General features: G+C 63.9%; 19 protein-coding genes. 12 read left to right on the top strand and 7 right to left on the bottom strand.

Features of this window, described 5'->3' with window-relative positions:
- Positions 1-128: 128 nt before the first annotated feature.
- The 3 genes from ACQG3P_RS05180 to ACQG3P_RS05170 all read left to right on the top strand — a co-directional run bounded on the left by ACQG3P_RS05180 (position 129) and on the right by ACQG3P_RS05170 (position 3,212).
- Complete coding sequence (locus tag ACQG3P_RS05180; protein ID WP_426804394.1) at positions 129-1,592, top strand: DNA cytosine methyltransferase; 1,464 nt, start codon at positions 129-131, stop codon at positions 1,590-1,592.
- Between the two features lie 74 nt (positions 1,593-1,666).
- A complete protein-coding gene (locus tag ACQG3P_RS05175; RefSeq protein ID WP_426804393.1) occupies positions 1,667-2,869 on the top strand; it encodes a restriction endonuclease in 1,203 nt (400 codons plus the stop codon).
- Positions 2,838-3,212 carry a DNA cytosine methyltransferase gene (locus ACQG3P_RS05170; RefSeq protein ID WP_426804392.1) on the top strand — a complete coding sequence of 125 codons (375 nt, stop codon included), beginning with the start codon at positions 2,838-2,840 and terminating at the stop codon, positions 3,210-3,212. The genes ACQG3P_RS05175 and ACQG3P_RS05170 overlap by 32 nt, the downstream gene beginning before the upstream one ends.
- Here ACQG3P_RS05170 and ACQG3P_RS05165 read toward each other — a convergent pair.
- The 4 genes from ACQG3P_RS05165 to aceE all read right to left on the bottom strand — a co-directional run bounded on the left by ACQG3P_RS05165 (position 3,191) and on the right by aceE (position 7,848).
- Positions 3,191-3,652: a very short patch repair endonuclease gene (locus ACQG3P_RS05165; protein WP_426804391.1), complete on the bottom strand. Its 462-nt coding sequence runs from the start codon at positions 3,650-3,652 to the stop codon at positions 3,191-3,193. The two genes, ACQG3P_RS05170 and ACQG3P_RS05165, sit on opposite strands and share 22 nt — an antisense overlap.
- 206 nt (positions 3,653-3,858) lie before the next feature.
- Positions 3,859-4,863, bottom strand: a complete 1,005-nt coding sequence (locus ACQG3P_RS05160; RefSeq protein ID WP_426804390.1) for a hypothetical protein — start codon at positions 4,861-4,863, stop codon at positions 3,859-3,861.
- A gap of 11 nt (positions 4,864-4,874) precedes the next feature.
- Positions 4,875-5,063 carry a hypothetical protein gene (locus ACQG3P_RS05155; RefSeq protein WP_426804389.1) on the bottom strand — a complete coding sequence of 63 codons (189 nt, stop codon included), beginning with the start codon at positions 5,061-5,063 and terminating at the stop codon, positions 4,875-4,877.
- Between the two features lie 97 nt (positions 5,064-5,160).
- Positions 5,161-7,848, bottom strand: coding sequence for a pyruvate dehydrogenase (acetyl-transferring), homodimeric type (gene aceE / locus ACQG3P_RS05150; protein WP_184124429.1), 2,688 nt, complete (start codon positions 7,846-7,848; stop codon positions 5,161-5,163).
- 435 nt (positions 7,849-8,283) lie between these two features.
- Here aceE and ACQG3P_RS05145 point away from each other — a divergent pair, with 435 nt between their 5' ends.
- From ACQG3P_RS05145 to ACQG3P_RS05135, 3 genes are all read left to right on the top strand, one after another.
- Positions 8,284-8,787, top strand: coding sequence for a PadR family transcriptional regulator (locus tag ACQG3P_RS05145; protein WP_307107560.1), 504 nt, complete (start codon positions 8,284-8,286; stop codon positions 8,785-8,787).
- Between the two features lie 93 nt (positions 8,788-8,880).
- Positions 8,881-9,675, top strand: a complete 795-nt coding sequence (locus ACQG3P_RS05140; protein ID WP_184124425.1) for a siderophore-interacting protein — start codon at positions 8,881-8,883, stop codon at positions 9,673-9,675.
- Positions 9,676-10,037: 362 nt separating this feature from the next.
- The gene (locus ACQG3P_RS05135; RefSeq protein ID WP_068848834.1) at positions 10,038-10,454 is read left to right on the top strand and encodes a hypothetical protein; all 417 of its coding nucleotides are present in this window, start codon (positions 10,038-10,040) and stop codon (positions 10,452-10,454) included.
- A gap of 259 nt (positions 10,455-10,713) precedes the next feature.
- On the opposite strand, the gene ACQG3P_RS05130 is transcribed toward ACQG3P_RS05135, so the two are convergent.
- Positions 10,714-11,421, bottom strand: a complete 708-nt coding sequence (locus ACQG3P_RS05130; RefSeq protein ID WP_093533003.1) for a YceI family protein — start codon at positions 11,419-11,421, stop codon at positions 10,714-10,716.
- An 86-nt stretch (positions 11,422-11,507) separates the two neighbouring features.
- A complete protein-coding gene (locus ACQG3P_RS05125) occupies positions 11,508-12,098 on the bottom strand; it encodes a malonic semialdehyde reductase (RefSeq protein ID WP_068848832.1) in 591 nt (196 codons plus the stop codon).
- 142 nt (positions 12,099-12,240) lie between these two features.
- Here ACQG3P_RS05125 and ACQG3P_RS05120 point away from each other — a divergent pair, with 142 nt between their 5' ends.
- The 5 genes from ACQG3P_RS05120 to ACQG3P_RS05100 all read left to right on the top strand — a co-directional run bounded on the left by ACQG3P_RS05120 (position 12,241) and on the right by ACQG3P_RS05100 (position 15,734).
- Positions 12,241-13,212, top strand: coding sequence for a mitochondrial fission ELM1 family protein (locus ACQG3P_RS05120; protein ID WP_426804388.1), 972 nt, complete (start codon positions 12,241-12,243; stop codon positions 13,210-13,212).
- A gap of 75 nt (positions 13,213-13,287) precedes the next feature.
- Positions 13,288-13,503 carry a hypothetical protein gene (locus ACQG3P_RS05115; protein ID WP_426804387.1) on the top strand — a complete coding sequence of 72 codons (216 nt, stop codon included), beginning with the start codon at positions 13,288-13,290 and terminating at the stop codon, positions 13,501-13,503.
- A gap of 155 nt (positions 13,504-13,658) precedes the next feature.
- A complete protein-coding gene (locus tag ACQG3P_RS05110) occupies positions 13,659-14,549 on the top strand; it encodes a DUF2145 domain-containing protein (RefSeq protein ID WP_426804386.1) in 891 nt (296 codons plus the stop codon).
- A gap of 29 nt (positions 14,550-14,578) precedes the next feature.
- Positions 14,579-15,103 carry a hypothetical protein gene (locus ACQG3P_RS05105; RefSeq protein WP_426804385.1) on the top strand — a complete coding sequence of 175 codons (525 nt, stop codon included), beginning with the start codon at positions 14,579-14,581 and terminating at the stop codon, positions 15,101-15,103.
- Positions 15,104-15,179: 76 nt separating this feature from the next.
- Positions 15,180-15,734, top strand: a complete 555-nt coding sequence (locus ACQG3P_RS05100; RefSeq protein WP_426804384.1) for a queuosine precursor transporter — start codon at positions 15,180-15,182, stop codon at positions 15,732-15,734.
- Between the two features lie 363 nt (positions 15,735-16,097).
- Here the strand turns inward: ACQG3P_RS05100 and glnE are convergent, their stop codons facing one another.
- Positions 16,098-18,932 carry a bifunctional [glutamate--ammonia ligase]-adenylyl-L-tyrosine phosphorylase/[glutamate--ammonia-ligase] adenylyltransferase gene (gene glnE, locus ACQG3P_RS05095; RefSeq protein WP_426804383.1) on the bottom strand — a complete coding sequence of 945 codons (2,835 nt, stop codon included), beginning with the start codon at positions 18,930-18,932 and terminating at the stop codon, positions 16,098-16,100.
- A 533-nt stretch (positions 18,933-19,465) separates the two neighbouring features.
- Here glnE and ACQG3P_RS05090 point away from each other — a divergent pair.
- Positions 19,466-20,980 (top strand): acetyl-CoA hydrolase/transferase family protein, encoded by a 1,515-nt coding sequence (locus ACQG3P_RS05090; RefSeq protein ID WP_068848813.1) that lies wholly within the window; start codon positions 19,466-19,468, stop codon positions 20,978-20,980.
- Positions 20,981-21,046 lie beyond the last annotated feature (66 nt).

Here is a 21,046-nt window from a genome sequence, read left to right as displayed (position 1 = left end):
ATCCGCTTGGCCCGGGGCAGCGCGAGGCTTTCACCATGGATGGATCCAGCTACGCACGAGACCGTACAAAGCTGGATTTTTGACGAGTTCCGGCTCAAAATACTCGGCGGATCAAGTACCTACGGCCAATGGATAGCATCATCAAGCAAAAACTTGCGCGGATCTTTGCAGGGCAGCCCCCCCGGGCCCTTGATCTATTTTCGGGATGTGGTGGGATTTCTTTAGGATTCCAGCGCGCAGGCTTCTCGATTGGCGGCGCTGTTGAGCTCGATCCCCACGCGGCGCGCTCACACGGCATCAACTTTCACGGATCCAGTCCGGCGCACTCTCAGCCGATCGATATCACAGTCACCTCTCCGACGAGGTTGACTGAACTTTTGGGTATCGGCAACTTGCGCGACACCATCGATATCGTTACTGGCGGGCCGCCCTGCCAAGCATTTGCCCGAGTGGGCCGATCTAAGCTTAGAGAGATTGACTCTCACCCCCAGGCCTTCGTGCATGACCCGAGAGCCCAACTCTTTCATCGATACCTTGCTTATGTACAGGAGTCCGCGCCAGTTGCTCTACTGATGGAGAATGTGCCCGACATTCTTAATCATGGTGGTCACAACGTGGCTGAGGAGATCTGCGCCAGCCTCAAGCAGCTTGGGTACGTCCCTCGCTACACATTGCTAAACGCTGCTCTGTATGGCGTGCCCCAGATGCGCGAGCGAATGTTCCTAGTTGCGTACCATAAGGAACTGAACTTGGTGCCTGTTTTCCCAGAGCCTTCGCACTGGGTCGAGCTGCCGCCTGGCTACACCGGCTCTAGAAACGTGGCTCTCAAGGCCTTAAGGGCTATGGATAGACCTTCCGAGTTCTACCTACCCCCACCAACCGCAAGCTCCTCGTTGCAAGCGGCTGTGAGCGCGGCCCAAGCCCTCTCTGACCTACCTCCCATTAACCCTCAGAAACAACTTGAAGATGGCATCCTCGGCAGGAGCCGGGCCGACCTCAATAGGCGCGTGCGATATCGTGCGGTTTCGCAGTCTGATTACCAGCGCGACATGCGCAGCTGGCCCGGGTTCGAAGAGCGGGACACCAGCAGTGCACACTCCATTCGATATCTGCCACGCGACTATAAAATCTTCTCTAGAATGCGGGAGGGTGACCAGTATCCGCAAGCTCACGCGTTGGCCCAGAAGATGTTTAGGGAGGAGGTGTTGCGGCAGCAAGCCATGGGCGCTGCGCTGAAGCCTAATTCAAATGCCTTTAAGCTACTGCAGGCCAAAATCGTTCCACCGTACGATCCAGGAAAGTTTCCAAACAAATGGAGAAAGATGTGGCGCGACTTGCCCGCACGTACGCTGATGGCTCATTTGGGCAAAGATAGTTATAGCCATATTCATTACTCCCAGGGTCGCACCATATCTGTCAGAGAAGCGGCACGACTTCAGTCATTCCCAGATGGATTCATCTTCCATGGAGCAATGAATGCTGCGTTTAAGCAGATAGGCAACGCGGTTCCACCTTTGATGGCATATCGCCTCGCGCAACAGATCATGTCGCAACTATCCGAAGCGTCTACACCTCATAGCGAACCCGCGTGAGCGGGGAGTTCTTGTCCACAAGCTGATAGAAGCAGGCGATATTTCGTCCTGCTCATTGTGGCTACAATTGCCCTATGAGCCAAAAACGTCAACGCCGTCAATCGACTTGTGTTCCAGCCAGCCCGGAGTGGACTGACCGCTTGCGCTCGAGCGATCTTACCGTAGATTTCATCTACGAAGGAGGGCGTCGAGGAAACGCTGGAGACGACCCCCTTGTGCCATTGCTTGGCCTCAGCAATCAGGGCGGATTTAGGATTTTGGGAACTCGGGAAAGGCCCAATCTCATCGTACTGACTAGTACGATGAATGAGCACGCGTGGCCAGACCGATTGGATCTCGAAACTGGTGTGCTGACCTATTATGGCGACAACAGAAAGCCAGGGCAGGAGCTACATGACACGCGACGTTGGGGCAACGCGATGCTCCGCAACTTGTTCGATCGTGGCGCCGATCCTTCGCGTCGCATAGAGGTGCCACCGGTGCTAGTGTTTCGTAACACTGGAACTTACAGGGACGTGGTTTTTCTAGGTCTCGCGGTTCCGGCGGTTGAAGGCATTCGCCCAAGCGAGAGGCTTGTGGCAACTTGGCACCAGTCAAGTGGCCTACGCTTTCAGAACTATAGAGCAATTTTTACGATACTTAATGTCGGAACGATCAATCGAGATTGGATCAGAGATATCCAGAAGGGCACAGCACAATCGATACATGCGCCCCCGGAGTGGCTGCGCTGGACCGCTCAAGGGGTAATTGAACCTCTAGCCTCTCGACCCATTCAAGCACATCGTTCAAAGACCCAGCAGCTTCCAACTACGAAGGCAGAGCTGAAACTGATCTCAACCATTCTGTCTCATTACGGGGAGGATCCCATCGGCTTCGAGCGGTGCGCGGCGCGGATTACGCGAATCCTCCTTCCCAGCACAACCACACTAGACATCACTCGGCCTTCGAGAGATGGGGGGCGGGATGCTGTCGGTCGATATCGAATCGGCTCGCTTGGCTCAAGAGTTGAGGTTGAGTTTGCAATGGAAGCGAAGTGCTATTCACTCGATAACTCAGTTGGCATCAAGCAGACAGCCCGACTGATTTCAAGGCTGCGTCATCGTCAATTTGGCGTGTTAATTACGACGTCGTATGTCAATGCGCAAGCCTACCAAGAGATTGTGGATGACGACCATCCGGTTTTAATCGTTTCCGCCGTAGATATCGTTGCTGCGCTCAGAACGATTGGAGTCACGAGCGTTTCCGATGTCCAGCACTGGCTGGCCGAGGAATCGTAGCCCAGCGCAGACCCAGTTGCGCTCGAAGTTCCACCGTTCAATGCATCCAGACCACGCGAACTGGTCATCCGGCAAGTTCGTTGACCGCTTTGAGGTCCAGCAATGGAAAGGGCCTGGCTCCACTGCAACTAGCCACCTCTCCAAGGACGGTCACCGCTTCATCCACCCTGGTCCTTCGCAGCTCAGAAGCATTTCCGTGAGGGAGGCAGCGAGACTTCAGACTTTCCCCGACTATTTCCTTGAGGGGTCGAGCGGAGCGCAATTACGGCAAGCCGGAAGCGCGGTGCCACCATGGATGGCAAATCAGATTGCTGATGTGGTCTACGCGATCCTGGAATCCTGATTCCAGGCAATCTCTTCGTACTTTCTATCGGACCACAAAAACTCGCTTAGGTCTGCCAAGCTCCCATCGGGGGTGCGCCTGAGTGCGCACTCCCAGACAACTACTACTCGCCAACCCTGCATAGTCAGCTGGCTGACAACGGACTCGTCCCGCAGGCGATTAGCGGTCAACTTCGCAGTCCAGAATTCTCTACGCGTTGAGGGAATAGTGGCGTAGCGACAGTGCGCGTGTGCGTGCCAAAAGCACCCGTGCACGAATACTACAGCGCGATACTTTGGAAGTACCAGATCTGGTCGTCCGGGAAGATCTCGCCTATGGAGTGAGTACCTGAAGCCTTGGCCGTGCAGGTACCGCCGGACTCGAACCTCTGGCTTCGTGTTCTTGCCCCTTATCCCGGACATCATCCTCGATCGAATCACGGGGCTAACCACATCAATCATCAGGGACCTCAAGGACCTGAACTGTCTCGCCAACAGTGTCCCCGCGAGCCGATGAAGATGATGCGATCAGTTCCGGAGCTTAGCCAAGCGCCCCCGGGCATCGCCCGTGAGGCTTTCCACCAGAAAAACCCGTGACTTGCAGATCGTTTTCCGCACACTATCTGCAGTTTTAGCTCAGGCGAATGGCGCGCCACGTCCGTTCAACTTCATGCCACAGCCGGATCGACAGCGCCGTTCGCAGGGAGCACCTGCGCGGGAGAATCTTTCGAGAACCACTTTGCGTAAGCCTCATGGTCATAGAAGGAAGCAGATTCGACCTCCTTTATGCTGATGACCTTGATCCAGTCTTGAATGTCGAAGTCTTTCCTTCCTTGGAATCCGGCAACCACCTCATCTGCCTCTGCGCGCTGCACCTCAAGCAACCTGCGGGTGCGGCGCAGGAACTTCTCCACAATCGCCGAGCTACGCTGAGGTCCGATCAACTCCGAGGACAAACGGGCGAAGTTCTGGTCAAAAAGCCGGATATTCTCATCGAGCGTGTACAGCCGCTGGCGTGCGATCCAGAGCTCGATAACCGGATACTCGGTTCGCGCTTCGCCCATCCGCAAGCTGTCCTTGTCGCGATATGCGGAGAACGAGGGAAGGATCTCGATGCAGGCATCTGCGGCGTCAATGTTCGGTGGCGCCTCAAAGATCCGACCGCAGTAAATCTTCCTGGACTTGAGCGTCAACATCACAAGAGTCTGGTTGTCCGCTCCCCGCCGGAATAGCTGCGCCATCGGGCTTCCATGGGTGTCCGTCAAGCGATCATAGACCCGCTGCGCCCTGTTCCTGGGCTTGCCCTTAAGGTGCTGCTGCCTTTCCTTTGCTCCGCGAACAATCCGCACGGAAAACAGATTGAGGAATGACGCGAGTGCAGCCGAACCGATAAGCGCAAGTATCAACCGAAATGCGTAGGGCACTGGTATCGATTGATTTACAAACTGGGCAAGCCGCAGCGGCCAGGAGTCTGTAGGCAAGAATGGCTTCAGTCCCGATACGACAAGGAAGACCAATGCACCCAGGAGAATGCCGGACCCCGCCGACATGAAGAACAACTTTTGACCCTCCGCCCGGCTGGAGAAGTACCGAACAGGATGAAAAATCAAATTGAAGATAAAACCGCTGATCACAAGGACCAGCACCGCAATGGCCGAGCTTCCTGCTCCCATGACAGCGCTCCTTACTTCAGCCGCTGCCTAAGCTTCTCGATGGCGCGCCTGCCTTCCACTTCGCCGATGACGACGCGATCAGGATTGACCCTCAATGCGCCGTTGAAGCTTTGAACGGTCTGGCGCGACTGAAGCTCCCGCATCACCTCTCCGGCGAAGTCACGCAGATCACTTTTGATCTTTCGCGTACCTGTAGACATACATGCTCCTTCAGTAGGTGGGCCGATCACGCAGGGGCAGTGTATGCCCCTGCGTTCTCGCCACTTGAGACGCCTATCGCAGGATAGGCAAACTCAATCAAACCCCAACCGGATTAGCCTTCTCAGGATCAATCTTGTACTGCTTGATAGCCCGGGCCACATCCTTCCCGGTCATCTTCCCGTCCTTGGCCAGTGCCGCAATCGCGGCGTGCGCGATGTAGTACCGGTCCACTTCGAAGAAGCGACGCAGGTTCGCACGGGTATCCGAACGGCCGAAGCCGTCGGTGCCCAGCACGGTGAAGGTGGCCGGTACGAACGCGCGGATCTGGTCCGCATACGCACGCACGTAGTCGGTAGCGGCAATCACCGGGCCCTGGCGGTCTTCCAGCAGCTCGGTCACGTAGGCCTTGCGCTGGGTTTCTTCCGGGTGCAGGCGGTTCCAACGTTCGGCGTCGAAACCATCGCGGCGCAGTTCGTTGTAGCTGGGGCAGCTCCAGATATCAGCGGTGACGCCGAAGTCCTTTTCCAGCAGCGCGGCCGCTTCAATGGCTTCGCGCAGGATGGTGCCCGAACCCATCAGCTGCACGCGCAGCTCGTTCTTCTTCGGCTTGCCGGCGTCGGTGAGCAGGTACATGCCCTTGACGATGCCTTCGGCTGCACCTTCCGGCATTTCCGGGTGGGTGTAGTTTTCGTTCATCAGGGTCAGGTAGTAGTACTCGTCTACCTGGTCTTCCATCATCCGCTTGGTGCCGTGCTGCAGGATGACCGTGACTTCGAAGCCGAAGGTGGGGTCGTAGCTGCGCACGTTCGGAATGCCGCCAGCGGCCAGATGGCTGTGGCCATCTTCGTGCTGCAGGCCTTCACCGTTCAGCGTGGTGCGGCCGGCGGTGCCGCCGAGCAGGAAGCCGCGGGTACGCATGTCGGCGGCCTGCCAGGCAATGTCGCCCACGCGCTGGAAGCCGAACATGCTGTAGTAGATGTAGAACGGCAGCATCGGCACGTTGGAAACCGAGTAGCTGGTACCGGCGGCCATCCAGGAGCTGATGGCGCCCGGCTCGCTGATGCCCTGCTGCAGCACCTGGCCGCTCTGGTCTTCGCGGTAGAACATGAGCTGGTCGGCGTCGACCGGCTTGTACTTCTGGCCGAACGGGGCGTAGATGCCGATCTGGCGGAACAGGCCTTCCATGCCAAAGGTACGGGCTTCGTCGGCCACGATCGGCACGATGTGCGGGCCCAGTTCCTTGTCGCGCAGGGTGATGTTCAGGCTCTGCACGAAGGCCATGGTGGTGGAGTAGCTGCGCTCGCCGCTGCTCTTGAGCAGGCGTTCGTAGGTTTCCAGCTTCGGTGCGTTGAAGCTCTTGGTGGCCTTGCGGCGGCGCTGCGGCAGGTAACCGCCCAGTGCGGCGCGGCGCTCCTGCAGGTACTTCACTTCCGGCGAATCCGGGCCCGGGTGGTAGAACGGCACCTGGCCATCGGCCAGCTGCGCGTCGGTCACCGGAATGTTGAAGCGGTCGCGGAAGTGCTTGACCGCTTCGTCGTCCAGCTTCTTGGTCTGGTGGGTCGGGTTGAGCGCTTCACCGGCGCTGCCCATGCCGTAGCCCTTGACCGTCTTGGCCAGGATCACGGTGGGCATGCCCTTGGTGTTCACGGCCTCGTGGTAGGCGGCGTACACCTTGTGCGGGTCGTGGCCACCACGGTTGAGGCGCCAGATGTCGTCGTCGGAAAGACCGGCCACCATGGCGGCGGTTTCCGGGTACTTGCCGAAGAAATGCTCGCGCGTGTACGCGCCGCCGAAGGCCTTGCAGTTCTGGTATTCGCCGTCGACGGTTTCCATCATCAGCTTGCGCAGCACACCGTTGGTGTCCTTGGCCAGCAGGGCATCCCAGTAACCGCCCCACAGCAGCTTGATGACATTCCAGCCGCCGCCACGGAACACGCCTTCCAGTTCCTGGATGATCTTGCCGTTGCCGCGCACCGGGCCATCGAGGCGCTGCAGGTTGCAGTTCACCACGAAGATCAGGTTGTCCAGGCCTTCACGGCCGGCCAGCGCGATGGCGCCCAGGGTTTCCGGTTCGTCCGATTCGCCGTCGCCGATGAAGCACCACACCTTGCGGTCGCTCTTTTCGATCAGGCCACGGTTTTCCAGGTAACGCAGGAACTGCGCCTGGTAGATGGCGGCCAGCGGGCCCAGGCCCATGGAGACGGTGGGGGTCTGCCAGTAATCGGGCATCAGCCACGGGTGCGGGTAGCTGGAAAGGCCACCGCCGTCCACTTCCATGCGGAACTTGTCCAGCTGCTGCTCGTCGATGCGGCCTTCGAGGAACGAACGCGCATAGATGCCCGGGGCGCTGTGGCCCTGGATGAAGAGCAAATCGCCGGGGTGGTTGTCGCTGGGGGCGCGCCAGAAGTGGTTGAAGCCCACGTCATACAGGGTGGCACCGGAAGCGAAGCTGGCGATGTGGCCGCCCAGGTCGCCCGGCTTGCGGTTGGCGCGCACCACGGTGGCCATGGCGTTCCAACGGATAATGGAACGAATGCGCCATTCCAGTTCGGCGTTGCCCGGGCTCTTGGCCTCCAGGTTCGGCGCGATGGTGTTCACGTACTCGGTGGTGGGAGAGAACGGCAGGTAAGCACCCGAACGACGGGTCAGTTCCACCATGCCTTCCAACAGTTGATGCGCGCGCTCAGGGCCCTCGACATCAATAACGGCCTTCAGCGACTCGATCCATTCCTGGGTTTCCACAGGATTCGGGTCGTTGTTCAGCACCTCGTTCAACCAGTTCATTAGCGCTCCCATGACCGCACGCACGCGCGCGACTGTTTTAGATTTCTAGCCGCAAAGTGTAGCGCACCAATGGGTTTGCTTACTTCGCTACGGGTGCGTATGGAAGTGCTGCGGTTGTGTCTTGGGGACATGAGGCGACAGTGGAGCGTGGTGTTGCGGGGGTTCCACGGGGGGCTTCAGGTTGATGCGTGGGCGGTTTTTGGGCGACTGCGTTGGCTAGCGCTGTCATTGGGGGCGTGGAACCTGAGGAGTGTTCTATCTGGGGGACGTACCGTTGTGGTGGCGGCGGACCGGTTGGGATGAGGCCATGCCTGGCTGGGCGCGGTCCTTTCGGGGTCAATGGTTGCTGAACGTGTGCGCAGTCACGCATGGCGTGACCCTACACCGGGGATCATTTTCGATATATCGTTATCGGACTTCATTCGATATATCGAAATGACCGCTCCCCGTGATCTGGATGGGCCTGCCCGTCCGCTGACTTCCCGCCCGCTGAGCCGCGGCGACCTGCGCCTGCTGGTGCTGTCGCTGCTGGCGGCGCAGCCGCGCCATGGCTATGAGCTGATCCAGTGCATCAGTGAGATGTTCGTGCGGGTGTACACGCCCAGCGCGGGCTCGATCTACCCGGTGCTGGCGCAGTTCGAGGCCGCCGGCTGGGTGAGCGCGCTGGAAGAGGCCGGGCGCAAGCGCTACCAGCTCACCGCACTGGGCCAGGCCGAGCTGGCCGCGCAGCGCGAGGAGGTGGATGCGGCGCTGCACCGGGTGCGCCACAGCGCGCGCGCGATCGCCAAGGCCAACCTGCCGCCGGTGGTGCGCGATGCGATGCGCGAGCTGAAGCAGGCGCTGGGCCTGCACCACGCACGCTGGCAGGACGACAACGCCGTGGCGGTAGCCCAGGCGCTGCGCGAGGCGGCTGCGCAGATCCGCGCGCAGGGCCGCTGAACCGTTCTTCCCCTTATTCGACCCCGCCCGCGTTTCGCCAGCCAGGTCTTTCCCCCTACGCCGCTGCGGCGGCTTTGAAACAGGTACATCGCCATGGCTCTGCATGAAAACAAGTTGGTGCGCCACACCGTGAAGTTCCGCCCGCTGCAGGTGCTGCGCACCGAGGAAATCAGCCCGTGCATGCGCCGGGTGATCGTGGGCGGTGAGGCGCTGGAGGGCTTTGAGTCGCCCTCGCCGGATGACCACGTGAAGCTGTTCTTCCCGAATGCGGAGGGCCAGTTCGTGGTGCCCACCATGACCCCGGAAGGCCCGCGCTATCCGGAAGGCCAGGAGCCTTCGCCCGCCCGCGATTACACGCCGCGCTGGTGGGACCTGGAGGCGAAGGAACTGGCCATCGACTTCGTGATGCACGGCGATGGCGTGGCCTCGCGCTGGGCGGCCAATGCCATGGCCGGCGATGCGATTGCGGTGGGTGGGCCGCGCGGCTCGCACATCACTGCTGATGACTTCGATACCTATGTGCTGTTTGGCGATGAGACCGCGCTGCCGGCCATTGGCCGCTGGCTGGAGACGCTGCCGGAGGGCGCGCGGGCGGATGTGTACATCGAGATTCCGGAAGCGGATGACCGCCAGGAACTGCCTGAGGATGAACGCATCCGGGTGTCTTGGCTGGAGCGCAACGGGTTTGATGCGGCCACCAGCACCCTGCTGGAGGACGTGCTCACCGATTTTGAGGAGCCGGAGGGCGATACGTTTTACTGGATTGCGACCGAATCGCGCCGGGCGCGGATGATGCGCAAGTACGTGGAGGGGCACCTGGGGGTGCCGAAGGAATGGATCCGCTCGAAGGGGTATTGGAAGGCGCATCCGGAGCACGAGGGGGATTGATCTCCCTGCGCCGCACGACCAACGGTCGTGCGCTACCGCGGGGCGTGTCACGTGTACACGCGAACCGGGCGGGCGGGGTGTCACACGTACCCGCGAACCCGGCCCTGCGGGTGCCACGTGCATCCGCGAACCACGCCCGGCGGGTGCCACGTGCACCCGCGAACCCCGACCGGCGGGTGCCACGTGCACCCGCGAACCCCGACCGGCGGGTGCCACGCGTATCCGCGAACCCCGCCCGGCGGGTGTGACGTGCACCCGCGGACCACGCCCGGCCCGGGCCGGCGGCGGCATCCCCGGTAGGTCACGACCGTTGGTCGTGACCCCCGCCATGCGACAATCGCGTTTTGGGCCGGTGCCTTTCGATGCAAGCAGCTTCTCTTTCGGCACTGGCCGACCTGATCGCGCGCCTGGAGCGCGCCGATGCCACGCTGGACGCCACCCTGGCTGAGATCGCCCCGCAGGCCACCGTGCCGATGCGCGAGGCGGTGCTGCCGCTGGCCCGTGCCCAGCTGGCGCTGGTGCAGGCCAACGCCGATATCACCCTGGTGGCCGACGAGCTGCGCCGCTACCAGAAGTACGCGATGCCGGGTAAGCCGAGCCTGCAGATCGTGCAGCTGCGCAAGCAGCAGGGCGCGGTGAAGCAGACGGCGTTGATTGCCCGGCAGAATTTTGCCCAGGCCACGCACGCGTTCCTGCGCGAGAGCGGGTTGACCGCCCCGGCCCGCCGGCTGCCAACGGATTTCGCCACCGGTTGGCTGGCGAAGATCGCCACGGCGTAACCGCGTCGTTAACCTACGGTACGCACGGCGGTAGGGTCGCATCCCAATCGACTGCCGTGGAATTGCCCGCGTTCGATTGGGGCATGAACATCGGCGTGGACGGCTTTTGCTTCGGTGCAGGTCATGCGTAACCGAGCGTTGCACCGTTACGTGCAGTCGTTTGGGAACCGACCCTACCAATGCAGCACCCCGTTGATCATTACGCACAAACAAAAATCCCGCCTTTCGGCGGGATTTCTGCGTTCTACATCGTTACCGCTCAGGCAGCCGGCTTTTCGCCGGTGGCTTCGGTGGTGATGCGGATGTTCACTTCATCGCTCACGTTCGGGGCGTACGCGCCGACGCCGAAATCGCTGCGCTTGATGGTGGTGGTGGCGTCGAAGCCGGCGGCCGGAACCTTGGCCATCGGGTGTTCGCCGCCGGCGTTGACGGTCACATCCAGGGTCACCGGCTTGGTGATGTCCTTGATGGTCAGGTCGCCGGTCACGGTCAGCTTGTTGGTGCCGGCAGCTTCCACCTTGGTGCTCTTGAAGGTGGCGGCCGGGAACTTGGCGGCGTCGAAGAAGTCACCGCTCTTCAGGTGCTCGTCGAACTTGGCGGTGAAGCTGTTGAGGCCGGTCAGCGGCAGCTTCACTTCGACGGTGGACTTGGTCACGTCGGCGGCGTCGTACACCAGGGTGCCTTCGGCGCTGCCGAAGTGGGCGGTCGGGTGCGAGAAGCCGAAGTGGCTCCACTGGGCCAGCACGTCGGTGTGGCTCGGGTCGAGCTTGTAGGTGCCCGAAGCGATCTGGATGGCTTCAGCGGCCGGGGCGGCAGCAGCCGGGGCAGCGGTTTCGGCAGCCGGGGTGGTGGCGGCAGCCGGGGTCGCATCGGCGGCCGGGGCAGCGGTTTCTTCAGCCGGCTTGGAGCAGGCGGCGATGGCCAGGGTCAGGGCCAGCGGCAGGAGCAGTTTGCGGGTCACGGTCATGTCGGTTCTCTCTCGAATTCGTAGGGAAAAAGGGAAAAGTAAGGAAACAACCCGTCCGCACGGACGGGCCAGTCCGGCGGAAACGCTTATTCGATGCGGGCAGCTTCGTCAAAGGCCAGGCGAGGCAGCCGCGGGAACAGGCCCGAAGAATCACCGTAACCCAGATTGACCAGGAAATTCGACTTGATGGTGGTGCCCTTGAAGAAGGCTTCGTCCACCTTGGCCGGGTCGAAACCGCTCATCGGGCCGGCATCCAGGCCCAGCGCGCGCGCGGCCAGGATCAGGTAGGCGCCCTGCAGGGTGCCGTTGCGGAACGCCGATTCGTGGCGGCCTTCACGCGGGCCGTCGAACCATGCCTTGGCATCGGTGTGCGGGAACAGGTACGGAAGCTTTTCGTGGAAGTCTTCGTCGAAGGCGACGATCACGGTAACCGGGGCGGCCAGGGTCTTGTCGTGGTTGCCTTCGGACAGCGCCGGGGCGAGCTTGGCCTTGGCTTCGGGCGACTTCACGAACACGAAACGCGCCGGGCTGCCGTTGGCGGCCGTGGGGCCCCACTTCAGCAGTTCGTACAGCGCCTTCAGCTGGCTGTCTTCGACCGGCTTGTCGAGGAAAGCGTTCTGGGTACGGGCAGTACGGAACAACTGGTCAAGCGCAGCATCGTTGAGCACGTTGGACATGAAGCCTCCGGTAAAACACGTTGGACGAAGAAGGAATCCCGCACGCCGTGCGCTACCTTTACGGGGCACTGCGCGGTCGGCGAAGGCTGGCAGTGTAGAGTGTCGCGACTGTTGCAACACCCAGCCTGGCTGAAACGAATTAATGCCATACGTGAAACGATGGAGTCCGCCCTGGACGATCACTGACGGCCGTGCCGGCAATGTGCGGCAGGCAGTGGCCCTGGCCACGGCATTGAAGCTGGGGGTGCATCGCCCGCTGGTGCTGCTGCCGCGCGCGCCCTGGAAGTGGGTGGCGCCGCGCTGGCTGCCGGGCATGGCCGGGGGCTTTGGCGCGGCATTCGCGACATTGACTGCGCAACCGCCCGAGCTGGCGGTGGGCTGTGGCCGCCAGGCGGCCGGGGCGCTGCGCGAGCTGCGCCGGCACGGCAGCAAGGTGGTGCAGATCCTGGACCCGCGCCTGGGCACGCGCCATTGGGACCTGCTGGTGGTGCCCGAACACGATGCCCTGCGTGGCAGCAACGTACTTACCCTGCTGGGCAGCCTGAACCCGGTGGACGACGACTGGCTCACGGTGGGCCGCGCGGCGTTTGCGCCCTTCGGCGACCTGCCCGGGCCGCGCACCGCGCTGCTGGTGGGTGGGCCGACCGCGCACGCGCCGTGGCACGAGCCGGACATGGTGAAGGTGTTCCAGCAGTTGGCCGAACAGCTGCGCGCCGAGGGCGGCAGCCTGTTGGCCACCACCTCGCGGCGCACGCCGCCGGCGCTGGTGGGTGCGCTGCGTGGCGCCTTCGCCGATGTGCCCGGGGTGATCTGGGGCGATGGCGGTGACGGGGTAAACCCGTATGCGGGGCTGCTGGGCTGGGCCGACCGCATCGTGGTGTCACCCGATTCGGTGAACCTGCTGTCTGAAGCGTGCGGGACGCGGCTGCCGGTGGCGGTGGCGCTGGAACAGCAGGCGCAGGGAAGGATGGTGCAGTTCCAGCAGGCGCTGCGCGCGCGCGGGCGGTTGCAGGAACGCTGGTTGGATTGGGGGTATCCCGGGCCGATCGAGCCGCTGCGCGAGACCGGGCGGATTGCCGCGCAGGTGCGCGAGGCATTGGGTATCCCGGCTTAACGGCGGTGGGCGCGTGGCTACCGATGCGGTGGCGATGCCGTTAGATTCGGGGTTCACCAGGGAAGGAGCGTGCGTATGCGCAGTGCGTTAGTGGCGTTGATGGTTGTGTTGATGGCGGGGTGTTCGAGCATGCCTGCCGGGCAGGATGCGGTGTCGTGGAGCTGCCATAAGGAGCTCACCGCGTATCGCAACCAGCCGCCGCGAACGGACGAGCAGAAGAAGGAGCGGTGGCCGCCGGAGGATCAGCCTGCGCCGGTGAGCGAATCCTGCGCGCGGGAGTTGAGCCGCTGAGTAATCTGGTACCGCGATGACACCCATGGGGTGTCACTACGTGGCCGCCAGTACCCCACCGTCGACACCAACGGTAGTGCCGACTGTTAGTCGGCACACAGCCTGATGCCGCTATGATGCCGACGCGGCCCCGTACCGCTGGAGACTGAAACGCAATGGATATGCCCTGCCCCGGATTGCCTGGGTACCCGCCGTTGAAGCGCCTCACGCTGCCGGCACTGCTGTGCGCGGCGTTGCTGCTTGCGGCGCCTGGGGCGCTCGCGCAATCCCAACAACCCGAATGCATGGAGCGCCACCCTACCCCGGCCGCGCTGGCGTCGATGTTCGATGTCGCACAACGCGCCGATGAAACACTGGAAGCGCTCGACGGCGTGGATGTGGTGATCATCGCGCGCGGCGGCCAGGACCTGAGCAGATACGGCCTGCGCCACAGCCACCTCGCCTTCGCGGTGCGCGAGGACGATGGCAGCTGGCGCGCGGTGCATCTGTTGAACCACTGCAAGTCGCCGGAGTCTTCGCTGTTCCATGAAGGGCTGAGCAACTTCATCGGCGAAACCGGCACGCATACCGATCTGCGCGTGGGCGTGCCCACGCCTGCGGTGCGCGCAACCTTGAAGGCCATGCTCACCGCGCCGGGCATCCAGGCCAAGGCGCTGCACGAGCCGCGTTACAGCGTGGTGGCCTACCCCTTCAGCGTTGAATACCAGAACTCCAACCAGTGGGTATTGGAAGTGCTGGCGGCGGCAATGGCGCAATCGCGCGACGGCACGCTGCTGGTGCGGCGTGCGCAGGTGCAGGCGTGGTTGGAGGAACAGCACTACCAACCCAGCTCGCTGCACATCGGCGTGGGCAAGCGCTTGGGCGCGCGGTTCTTCTCGGCTAATGCGGCCACCACCGACCACCCGGCCAGTGAGCGCATTTCCGGCGACTATTCTGTGGTGACGGTGGAATCAGTCTTCGATTTCCTGCAGCAGCGCAAGGTGCTGGCGCAGGAGCTGAGCGTGGCGCACGTGCCGGTGGCCGGGATGGCGGCGCCGAAGCCGTAATGATTTTTCCCTTTGCAGAAGGAGTTGGCATGAAGCGTTATTCGATTCTGGCGATGGCACTGAGCGTGGCCATTGCAGCACCGCAGGCTGGTGCGCAGAACTTCACTCCCAGCCAGCAGTCGGTGAGCTACGCGGCGATCAGCGCGTATGTGAGCATCGCGGTGGTCACCGCGCCGATCTGGCTGACGGCGGCGGGCTTCAAGGGCTCGGCCAAGGGTTCGGAGCGGCGCAGTGCGGCCAAGGACAAGGGCGCCGGCGCTGCCGGGGCGAAGGCGGGCCCGTTGCCGCCGCTCACCGTGGAGAAGGTGGAGCGCCAAGCTGATGGTGCCTACCAGGTGGCCCTGAAGAACCCCGAAGCCCCCACCGACCTTGCCGTGGTGCAGTGGCCGGCGCGCGACGACAACCCCGCGCAGGCGCTGAAAGCCGGCGATGTACTGGCCTTCACGCCCACCGAGGCTGGTGCCGGCTGGATGGTGGCCGATGCCCAGGGCACGCAGCTGGCGTTCCTGCCCACCACCGATGCGGCGGCCAGCAACCTGAGCGAACGCTGGTGACGGAACCGGCCCGGGGTGGCTGTGGCCGCCCCGAGCCGGGATAATCCGCCGCTTCCCTGTCTGCCCCTGGTTCGCCATGACCGCGCGCCCTGCCATCGTGTTTGCCCCCTTGACCCTGCGCTCGCTGCTGCTGGCGGTGCTGGCCATGGGCGCTGTGGTGCTGGGTTCGAACGTGCTGGTGCAGTACCCGATCAACGATTGGTTGACCTGGGGCGCTTTCAGCTACCCGGTGGCGTTCCTGGTGAGCAACCTGATCAACCGCCGGTTTGGTCCGGCGGCGGCACGGCGGGTGGCGTGGGCGGGGTTTGCGCTGGCGGTGCTGCTGTCGATCTGGATTGCGACCCCGCGCATTGCGGTGGCCTCGTGCCTGGCGTTCATTGCCGCGCAGCTGCTGGACATCACCGTGTTCGACCGGCTGCGCCGTGGGCACTGGTGGCGCGCACCGATGGTCGCGACCACGTGCAGTGCGACGCTGGATACGACGATTTTCTGGAGCATCGCGTTCGCCGGTTCGAGTATGCCGTGGGTGAGCTGGGCCGCGGGCGACTTGGCGGTGAAGCTGGCCATTGGTGTGTTCCTGCTGGCGCCGTTCCGCGCGTTGCTGTGGAAGATGGCGCCGCGCACGGCGTAGGGTCGCATCCCTATCGACCGCCGTTACGTTGCCCGCGTTCGGTTGGGCATGAACATCGGCGGGGACGGCGTTTGTTTTTTCCCGGGGTCATGCGTTACCGGACGTTGCACCGATACGTGCAGTCGTTTGGGAACCGACCCTACCAGTGCATGTATCCCGGTTGCCGGCCATGCGGCATTGCCCGCGATAGCGAATGTATTCCGGTTGCCGGCCATGCCGCATTGCCCGCGATAGTGCACGTATCCCGTGCCGCATTGCCCGCGATTCGGCGGTAGGGTCGCATCCCTATCGACCGCCGTTACGTTGCCCGCGTTCGGTTGCGGCATGAACATTGGCGGGGACGGCATTTGTTTTTGCCCGGGGTCATGCGTTACCGGACGTTGCGCCGGTATCGGCGAAGGGCAGCTCTGCTGCTTCGCAGGTGGCGGTGATTACGCGTTGCGCTTCTTCCAACGCGGGGGTCAGGACCGCCAGGCGCGGCCTTCTGTCCAGCGTGCAGGCCAACCCTACGTCCAACAGCGCGGCGTGCGCTTCGTGCAGCGCCTCGCGCGTGCCGCCGGGCAGCCAGGCAATGCTGGCCAGCTGGTCGATCAGGCTGGGGGTGTCCCGCGGCTCCAGCACCTGCGGGTGCGTGCCGGCGCTGTCCAGCACGCCGGTCTGCAGCAGGAACTCCAGGTCCACGATGCCACCGGCGCCCTGCTTGAGATCCCAGCGCGCGGCGTCGCTGCGGTCCAGTTCGGTGCGCATGCGGCCGCGCATTTTCACCACGTCGGCGTACAGCACCTCGCGCTCGCGCGGGCGCGCCAGCGTGGTGGCACGGATCCGTTCGAAATCGGCCAGCAGGCTGGCGTCACCGGCGATGCCACGCGCGCGTACCAGCGCCTGATGTTCCCAGGTCCAGGCACGCTCGCGCTGGTATTCGGTGTAGCTGGCCAGCGAGGACACCAGCGAGCCCTTGCCGCCATCCGGGCGCAGGCGCACGTCGATGTCGTACAGGCGGCCGGCAGCGGTGACCGCGCCCAGCAGCGCCATCACCTTCTGCGCCAGGCGTGCGTACCAGCGGCCCGGGTCAAGCGGGCGGGCGCCGTTGCTGCTGTCCTGGTCGGCCGGGTGGTCGTGCAGGAAGACCAGGTCCAGGTCCGAGCCGAAGCCCAGTTCCAACCCGCCCAGGCTGCCGTAGCCGATGATGGCAAACCGCCCGCCCGGCACTTCACCGTGCGCGCGGCGCATGTCCGCATCAGCCATCGCCAAGGCGGTGACCACCACCGCCTGGGCGAGCTGGGCAAGCTGGCGGGTGCTGTCCACGGCGCGTTGGCGGCCATCCAACGTGGCCAGGGCCATGCGGAAGCTCAGCGCAAGCCGGGTTTCATTGAGCAGGCGCAGCGCGGCTTCGGGGTCGTCCACGGCCAGCGCGGCATCGCACTCGGCCTGCATGGCGGCGGCATCGGGCATCGGGCCGGACACGCGCACGTCCAGCAGTTCGTCCAGCAGCAGCGGGTAGGCGGCGATGCGCTCGGCCAGCAGCGCGCTGCGGGCGAGCACGTCCACCAGCCTGGCCAGTGCGCTGGGCTGTTCGTCGAGCAGTGCGAGGTAGCTGGTGCGGCGCAGGATGGCCTGCAGCAGGCCGAGCACGCGCTTGAGCGCGGCATCGGGCTGCGGCGAGCGGGTGGCGGCGTGCAGCAGTGCGGGCAGTACGCGGTCGAGGCGTGCGCGCGCGTTGTCGCTGAGCGACTTCACGCCCAGTGATTGGGCGAAGTCGCGCAGCGACTGGTCGGCGCCGTTGGGATCGTGGAAGCCGGCGTTGGCCAGCACCTCGGCATCGCCGCTGTCGGGCAGGCCGCGCCAGTAATTGGCCAGCGCATCGGGGGCGGCCTGGCCGGCGCGCGGGGCGAGCAGCGCGGCGAACTCGGTGCTGACCCGGTTGCGCTGCACATCGAGTGCGGCCAGCAGCGCGTCCCAGTCGGCGTAGCCCAGGCCACAGGCGATGCGCAGGCGGTCGGTGGGGTCGGTGGGCAGCGCGTGGGTCTGGGCATCGCGCAGCATCTGCAGGCGGTTTTCCAGGCGGCGCAGGAAGCGGTAGGCGTGCAGCAGGTCTGCGCCATCCTCCGGCGCCATCTGCCCGCAGGCGACCAGGGCGGGCAGCGCATGCAGCAGGCGGCGCTCGCGCAGGCTGGCTTCGCGGCCGCCGCGGATGAGCTGCAGGGCCTGGGACAGGAATTCGATTTCGCGGATGCCGCCGGGGCCGCGCTTGATGTCGTCGAACATGTCGCGGCGCGAGACTTCGGCGGTGATGGCCGCCTTCATTTCGCGCAGGCCGTCGAGCGCGGTGAAGTCGAGGTAGCGGCGGTAGACGAACGGGCGCAGGGTCTGCAGCCAGGCTTCACCGGCGGCGATGTCGCCCGCCACGGCGCGCGCCTTGAGCCAGGCGTAGCGTTCCCAATCGCGGCCTTCGCGCTGGAAGTACTGGTCCATGCCGGCGAACGACAGCGCCACGCGGCCGGCGCTGCCGAACGGGCGCAGGCGCAGGTCGACGCGGTGGCTGAAGCCGTCCACGGTGGTTTCATCGAGCAGCCGCGCCAGGCGCTGGCCGAGCCGGGCGAAGTATTCCTCGGCGGCGAGCGGGCGCGGGCCGTCGGATTCACCGCCCTGCGGGTAGGCGTAGACCAGGTCCACGTCGGAACTGAAATTGAGTTCGCCGCCGCCCAGCTTGCCCAGGCCGAACACCACCAGCTGCTGGGTGCTGCCATCGGCGGCGCGGACCACGCCGTGGCGGGTGGCGAATTCCTGTTCCAGCGCGGCCAGGGCCAGCGCCAGGCATTCCTCGGCCAGGCGGGTGGCCCCGGCCAGGGTGGCGGGCACGTCGTCGAGGCCTTCGAGGTCGCGCCAGATCAGGCGGGTGGAGCAGGCGGTGCGGTAGCGGCGCAGGCGCGCCGGCCAGTCGGCGGGCTGCTGGGGATCCAGTTCCGGGAGCGGCAGCGGCGGGCAGTCGGTTTGGGTCAATTGCGACAGAAGCCCGGGCTGCCGGCACAGGGTGTCGAGGGCGAAGTCGCTGGTGATGGCGAGCAGGCGGAGCTTGGCGAGGACCGGTTCCGGCGGCGGCCAGTTGCCTGAGTCGTTCAGGCTGAGCGCAAGACGCGCAAGCGCGCGGTCGACGAGCGGGACAAGGGCGGCGGGAACGGCATCGGCGGAAATCGGCATAAGGCGATTATGCATGGGGCCGCGCGCGGCACCCGAATGGCACGGTGCGTGTGGGGTCCGTGTATGCGGCGCGGGCGTAGGGTTGGTTCCCAAACGACCGCCGATAACGGGTCTACGCCCGGTGACGCATTACCGTTGGACAACGTAAACGCCTTCCCCGCCGGAGGTCATGCCCCATCGAACGCGGGCGGTGCCACGGCAGTCGATTGGGATGCGACCCTACCGCAGGGCGGCCACACCGTGGTGTTCCCGTGAATGAATAGGGCACATGCCAAATTTTGGACATAAAAAAGCCCGCTTGCAGCGAACTGCCAGCGGGCTCTGCTCCCTCCCCCACGTCGGGATGCAGGGCGATCTTCTAGGCTCCGCGAACAAGTTGCACGCTGCACTGCAAAACAATACTGGCGGGTACAGATGCCCTCATTTAACTGAATAGGACCTCATATACCGGGAGAACGCCATTCCACCTTGGTCGCACCCGGGACGGTGGTGCGATGGCGGATAATGAATATCCCCCACAAAATGTAGTCGTCATGTCCGTTGATCGCATTGCCGACGCGCGCCTGCGCGCTCGCGTTGTATCTGCCGAAGCCGCCGCCGCGCTGATCCAGCCGGGCGAAACGGTGGCCATGAGTGGTTTCACCGGCTCGGGCTACCCGAAGGCGGTGCCGGTGGCGCTGGCCCAGCGCATCGAGGCCTTCCACGCCGACAACCTGCCCTTCCAGATCAGCCTGATGACCGGCGCGTCCACCGCGCCGGAACTGGACGGTGCGCTGGCCAAGGCCGACGGCATCGCCATGCGCATGCCGTTCCAGAGCGACCCGGACGCGCGCAACCGCATCAATGCGGGCCTGCTGGACTACATCGACATCCACCTCAGCCACGTGGCCCAGCATGTGTGGTTCGGGTTCTATGGCGAGATCGATACGGCGGTGATCGAGGTTTCCGCGATCCGCGAAGACGGTTCGCTGGTGCCCTCCACTTCGGTGGGCAACAACAAGACCTGGCTGGACCTGGCCAGGAAGGTGATCGTCGAGGTCAACGAATGGCAGCCGGCCGGCGTGGACGGCATGCACGACATCTACTACGGCACGGCGCTGCCGCCCCACCGCAAGCCGATTCCGCTGATCCACGGCAACGACCGCATCGGTGAAACGGCGCTGCGCTGCGACCCGGACAAGATCGTGGCGGTGGTGCGCACCAACGGCCCGGACCGCAACAGTCCGTTCAGCCCGATCGATGCGACCAGCGAGCAGATCGCGGCGTACCTGATCGAGTTCCTGCAGCACGAAGTGGCGCGCGGCCGCCTGCCGGCCAACCTGCTGCCGCTGCAGAGCGGCGTGGGCAATATTCCCAATGCTGTGTTGGCAGGGCTGGGCAAGAGCGGCTTCCGCGACCTGAGCGCGTTCACCGAGGTGATCCAGGACGGCATGCTGGACCTGCTGCGCGATGGCGTGCTGAGTTACGCCTCGTGTACCGGGTTCGCGCTGAGCCCGCAGGCCAATGAGACGTTCAAGGAGAACATCGATTTCTACCGCGAGCGCATCATCATGCGCACGCAGGAGATTTCGAACCATCCGGAGCTGGTGCGCCGCCTGGGCTGCATCGGCATGAACGGAATGATCGAGGTGGATCTGTACGGCAACGTCAATTCCACGCATGTGATGGGCACGCGGATCATGAACGGCATTGGCGGTTCGGGTGATTTCGCGCGCAACGGGTTCCTGTCGGCGTTCCTTAGCCCGTCCACGGCCAAGAACGGCACCATTTCGGCGATCGTGCCGATGGTGAGCCATGTGGACCACACCGAACACGATGTGTCGGTGATCGTGACCGAGCAGGGGTTGGCGGATCTGCGTGGGTTGCCGCCGCGCAAGCGTGCGCGGGTGGTGATCGATAATTGCGCGCATCCGGATTTCCGCGACCAGCTCAATGATTATTTCGAGCGGGCCAGCCGCGACAGTTACGGTAAGCACACTCCGCACCTGTTGCCGGAAGCGTTGTCGTGGCACCAGCGGTGGTTGGATACGGGGACGATGAAGGCCTGAGTGGTTGCAACAAAAAACGCCGGGATTTCCCGGCGTTTTTTGTTCGCGATGGTAGGGTCGGTTCCC

This window comes from Stenotrophomonas sp. SrG, assembly GCF_050031795.1.
Classification (GTDB): Bacteria; Pseudomonadota; Gammaproteobacteria; order Xanthomonadales; family Xanthomonadaceae; genus Stenotrophomonas; species Stenotrophomonas rhizophila_A.
The sequence above is the reverse complement of the archived record's forward strand: the minus strand, read 5'-3'. Positions and strand labels throughout refer to the sequence as shown.

Excerpts from the sequence above, each read along its gene's own strand:
- ACQG3P_RS05180 (WP_426804394.1), top strand. The coding sequence starts at position 129 with ATGGATAGCATCATCAAGCAAAAACTTGCGCGGATCTTTGCAGGGCAG.
- ACQG3P_RS05175 (WP_426804393.1), top strand. The coding sequence starts at position 1,667 with ATGAGCCAAAAACGTCAACGCCGTCAATCGACTTGTGTTCCAGCCAGC.
- ACQG3P_RS05170 (WP_426804392.1), top strand. The coding sequence starts at position 2,838 with ATGTCCAGCACTGGCTGGCCGAGGAATCGTAGCCCAGCGCAGACCCAG.
- ACQG3P_RS05165 (WP_426804391.1), bottom strand. The coding sequence starts at position 3,652 with ATGATTGATGTGGTTAGCCCCGTGATTCGATCGAGGATGATGTCCGGG.
- ACQG3P_RS05160 (WP_426804390.1), bottom strand. The coding sequence starts at position 4,863 with ATGGGAGCAGGAAGCTCGGCCATTGCGGTGCTGGTCCTTGTGATCAGC.
- ACQG3P_RS05155 (WP_426804389.1), bottom strand. The coding sequence starts at position 5,063 with ATGTCTACAGGTACGCGAAAGATCAAAAGTGATCTGCGTGACTTCGCC.
- aceE (WP_184124429.1), bottom strand. The coding sequence starts at position 7,848 with ATGAACTGGTTGAACGAGGTGCTGAACAACGACCCGAATCCTGTGGAA.
- ACQG3P_RS05145 (WP_307107560.1), top strand. The coding sequence starts at position 8,284 with ATGACCGCTCCCCGTGATCTGGATGGGCCTGCCCGTCCGCTGACTTCC.
- ACQG3P_RS05140 (WP_184124425.1), top strand. The coding sequence starts at position 8,881 with ATGGCTCTGCATGAAAACAAGTTGGTGCGCCACACCGTGAAGTTCCGC.
- ACQG3P_RS05135 (WP_068848834.1), top strand. The coding sequence starts at position 10,038 with ATGCAAGCAGCTTCTCTTTCGGCACTGGCCGACCTGATCGCGCGCCTG.
- ACQG3P_RS05130 (WP_093533003.1), bottom strand. The coding sequence starts at position 11,421 with ATGACCGTGACCCGCAAACTGCTCCTGCCGCTGGCCCTGACCCTGGCC.
- ACQG3P_RS05125 (WP_068848832.1), bottom strand. The coding sequence starts at position 12,098 with ATGTCCAACGTGCTCAACGATGCTGCGCTTGACCAGTTGTTCCGTACT.
- ACQG3P_RS05120 (WP_426804388.1), top strand. The coding sequence starts at position 12,241 with ATGCCATACGTGAAACGATGGAGTCCGCCCTGGACGATCACTGACGGC.
- ACQG3P_RS05115 (WP_426804387.1), top strand. The coding sequence starts at position 13,288 with ATGCGCAGTGCGTTAGTGGCGTTGATGGTTGTGTTGATGGCGGGGTGT.
- ACQG3P_RS05110 (WP_426804386.1), top strand. The coding sequence starts at position 13,659 with ATGGATATGCCCTGCCCCGGATTGCCTGGGTACCCGCCGTTGAAGCGC.
- ACQG3P_RS05105 (WP_426804385.1), top strand. The coding sequence starts at position 14,579 with ATGAAGCGTTATTCGATTCTGGCGATGGCACTGAGCGTGGCCATTGCA.
- ACQG3P_RS05100 (WP_426804384.1), top strand. The coding sequence starts at position 15,180 with ATGACCGCGCGCCCTGCCATCGTGTTTGCCCCCTTGACCCTGCGCTCG.
- glnE (WP_426804383.1), bottom strand. The coding sequence starts at position 18,932 with ATGCCGATTTCCGCCGATGCCGTTCCCGCCGCCCTTGTCCCGCTCGTC.
- ACQG3P_RS05090 (WP_068848813.1), top strand. The coding sequence starts at position 19,466 with ATGTCCGTTGATCGCATTGCCGACGCGCGCCTGCGCGCTCGCGTTGTA.